This window comes from Aquificaceae bacterium, from assembly GCA_037722135.1.
Classification (GTDB): Bacteria; Aquificota; Aquificia; order Aquificales; family Aquificaceae; genus Pampinifervens; species Pampinifervens sericum.
In genome coordinates, this window is record JBBKAW010000078.1 from 1 (window position 1) to 3291 (window position 3291).

At 45.6% G+C, this 3291-nt stretch carries 3 protein-coding genes; 1 reads left to right on the forward strand and 2 read right to left on the reverse strand.

The annotated features are described in order from the left end of the window. Positions 1-27 precede the first annotated feature (27 nt). Together mnmG and WKI49_05570 are read right to left on the reverse strand one after the other, a co-directional pair. Positions 28-1872, reverse strand: a complete 1845-nt coding sequence (gene mnmG / locus WKI49_05565) for a tRNA uridine-5-carboxymethylaminomethyl(34) synthesis enzyme MnmG (protein ID MEJ7621958.1) — start codon at positions 1870-1872, stop codon at positions 28-30. Between the two features lie 21 nt (positions 1873-1893). After that, positions 1894-2586: a glycerophosphodiester phosphodiesterase gene (locus WKI49_05570; GenBank protein MEJ7621959.1), complete on the reverse strand. Its 693-nt coding sequence runs from the start codon at positions 2584-2586 to the stop codon at positions 1894-1896. Positions 2587-2602: 16 nt separating this feature from the next. Between WKI49_05570 and WKI49_05575 the strand changes: the two genes are divergently transcribed. Further along, positions 2603-3253: an endonuclease V gene (locus WKI49_05575; GenBank protein ID MEJ7621960.1), complete on the forward strand. Its 651-nt coding sequence runs from the start codon at positions 2603-2605 to the stop codon at positions 3251-3253. The last annotated feature ends 38 nt before the right edge of the window (positions 3254-3291 follow it).

Here is a 3291-nt window from a genome sequence, read left to right on the forward strand (position 1 = left end):
CCTTTGCAAAGTGGTAAGGGATATGCTCTAATCTAACTTTCCAAGGTATGCCAAGAGGGCGGTTATTGTGGCTGGAGTTATGCCATCTATCCTGCTTGCTTGACCCACCGTCATGGGTCTGAATTTTTTGAGCTTTTCTCTTGCTTCGTGGGTGAGCCCTGGGACCTTGTCATAATCCATATCCTGTGGAAGTGCTATACTTTCCAGTTTCTTTAGCCTTTCGTTTAACCTCCTCTCCCTTTCTATATAAGGCTCATACTTTAGCTGAACCTCCACCTCTTCCTTTACGTAGGGATGCTCTGGAACTTCAAAACCAAAAGCCTTTAGGTCATCTATGGTATACTCCGCGGTGAGAAGTTGTGAGGGTGTATAGCTCCTTGTGTCAGAGCCAACCGCCACTGCAACCCTTTGAGACTTGTAAAACTCCACCCAGCTCTCTATTTCTCTCTGTAGCTCCTTTACCATTTTGTATTGCTCCTCTGTGAGGAGACCAAGCTCGTAGCCAAGTTTAGAGAGCCTAAGAATGGCGTTGTCTTGTCGGAGTTGGAGTCTGTATTCAGACCTTGAAGTAAAAAGTCTATAAGGCTCAAGCACGCCCTTCGTTACAAGGTCATCCACCATTATGCCAATATAACTTTCATCTCTTCTTAGGTATATGGGCTCTTTGCCAAAGGCTCTAAGTGCTGCATTTATACCTGCAAGGATACCCTGCCCTGCTGCCTCTTCATAACCAGTAGTTCCGTTTAGGTTTCCTGCATGGAAGAGACCTCTTATCTTTTTGGTTTCAAGGGTAGGATAGAGTTCTGTGGGTGGCACTACGTCGTATTCTATGGCATAAGCAGGTCTTATAAGCTCTACTTTTTCAAGCCCTGGTATGCTCCTATACATCTCCCATTGGACCTCTTCTGGCAAAGAGGTAGAAAGACCGTTGGGATATATCTCCACTGTATCCCAGCCCTCTGGCTCAAGAAAGACCGTGTGCCTATCCTTGTCGGAGAATTTTACCACCTTGTCCTCTATGGAGGGACAATATCTTGGTCCTATACCCTTTATAAGACCTCCATATAGTGCTGTTCTGTGTAGGTTTTTACGGATTATTTCGTGGGTTTTGGGTGTGGTGTAGGTTATCCAGCATAGAGCTTGCTTTTTGCCCTTTTCAAACCAGTAGCTTCCTACTGGCTCTGTCCAAAAGGAAAACTTGGGTGGTGGGTCATCTCCCGGTGCAGGTTCAAGGTTAGAAAAGTCTATGGTTCTCTTGTCAAGTCTTGCGGGAGTGCCTGTCTTAAATCTAAGAAGTGGAAAGCCATGTCTTTTGTAAAAGTCCGCAAGACCCGTGGAAGGAGGTTCCCATGCCCTACCTGCAGGAAAGGTTTTATCTCCTATGTATATAAGACCGTTTAGAAAAGTTCCCGTTGCCACAACCACCGCCTTTACCCTATACTCAAGCCCCAGCTTGGTCTTTACCGCTACCACACGGTCATTTTCTACAATGATGTCCACCACCTCATCTTGCTTTATGTGGAGATTTTCTTGGGTTTCGCAAACCCTCTTCATGTATTCTCTGTATAGCTTTTTGTCCGCCTGAGCCCTCGGAGACCAAACCGCCTTGCCCTTGCGAGTGTTTAGCATCTTAAACTGTATGCCCGTGTGGTCTATAGCCTTTCCCATCTCGCCACCAAGTGCGTCTATCTCTCTAACCACTATTCCCTTTGCTATACCACCTATGGCGGGATTGCAGGACATCTGACCTATAGTGTCCGCATTTAGCACAAAGAGGACAGTCTTTGCTCCCATGCGTGCAGATGCCAGTGCAGCCTCTATGCCTGCATGACCCCCACCTATAACCGCTACGTCAAACTCATCCACCAGCATAGGATAAAAATATAGTTCTTCTTAAGTAGAAAGGGTTGTATCCTTGAGCTTTTTTACGTTGTCTGTTGCTATGCCATCCACACCCCTTTCAAAAAGCTCCCTTGCCTTTTGTGGGTCGTTTACGGTCCAAGCAACCACCTTTAGCTTTAGTCTGTGAGCAAAATCTACCGCCTTTTGAGTGGCAAGCCCATACTTGGGAAGGACAAACAGACAACCTAATTTCTTAGCCTCTGGTATCATACCCGGTGGCTTTGAATAGACAAGACCAGTGGTTATTTTCCCCCTTAGCACCTCAAGTGCCTGAGGGTAAAAACTTATTATGGCGGTCCATTCCTCTGCCTTGTATTCTAATACCTTTTTGTAAACCCCTTCCGCATCTTCTGGATGCTTTATCTCTAAAAACAAGCCTACCTTACCTTTTACCAACTCAAAGGCTTCCTCAAGCCTTGCAGGGCGATAACCATTTTTTTGAACCTTTGCCACCTCTTCCCAGCTTGCGTCCCTTATATTTAAGCCTACACCAAAAACTCTAAGCAGGTTATCATCATGGCTAAGCACAAAAACCCCATCCCTCGTTCTTTGTATGTCTACCTCTACCACATGTGCACCAAGCTCAATGGCTTTTTCTATAGACTGTAAGGTGTTTTCCAACTCAAGCTCTGGCACTCCCCTGTGTCCTACAAGAAAGGTTTTTAAAGCCTCAAATACCCCCATGTTAGAATTTTAAAGCATGCATAAAGAACTTGAAGAAATACAGCTCCAGTGTGCCAAAAGGGTGATACAAAGAGATGACTTTGAAAAGATAGAGCTTATCGGAGGGATAGACCTTACCTTTGAAAGCATAAAGGAAAACCCAACCCGTGCTTGGGCATCCCTTGTTGTGATAAGGCTTTCGGACCTAAGGGTAGTTTACCAAAAGGTGGTCCAAGGCGTGGTGGACTTTCCCTACATTCCCACCTTTCTTGCCTTTAGAGAACTTCCTCTAATGCTTAAGCTTTACCAAGAGGCGGAGCTAAAGCCGGATGTGTTTTTCATAGACGGTCAGGGTATAGCCCATCCTCGTGGCTGTGGTATAGCATCCCACTTTGGAGTAGAAACGGGAGCGGTAAGCGTTGGCGTTGCCAAAACACGCCTCTTTGGTTATGGAAAAGAACCAAACAGAGAAAGAGGGAGCTATTCTTATCTAACCTACAGAGGAAAGGTAATAGGAGCAATTTTGAGAACAAAGGATAACACAGAACCTGTATATGTCTCAGTAGGACACAGAATAAGCCTAAGAACCGCCATTGACCTCGTCCTTAGGACATCCCTTTACCGCATACCAGAACCCACAAGACTTGCCCACAATCTTCTGCAGAGGGTAAGAAAGGCTAATCTGTGATATAATCTTCGTAGAAGGTTTTAGGGTCTTACAGACCC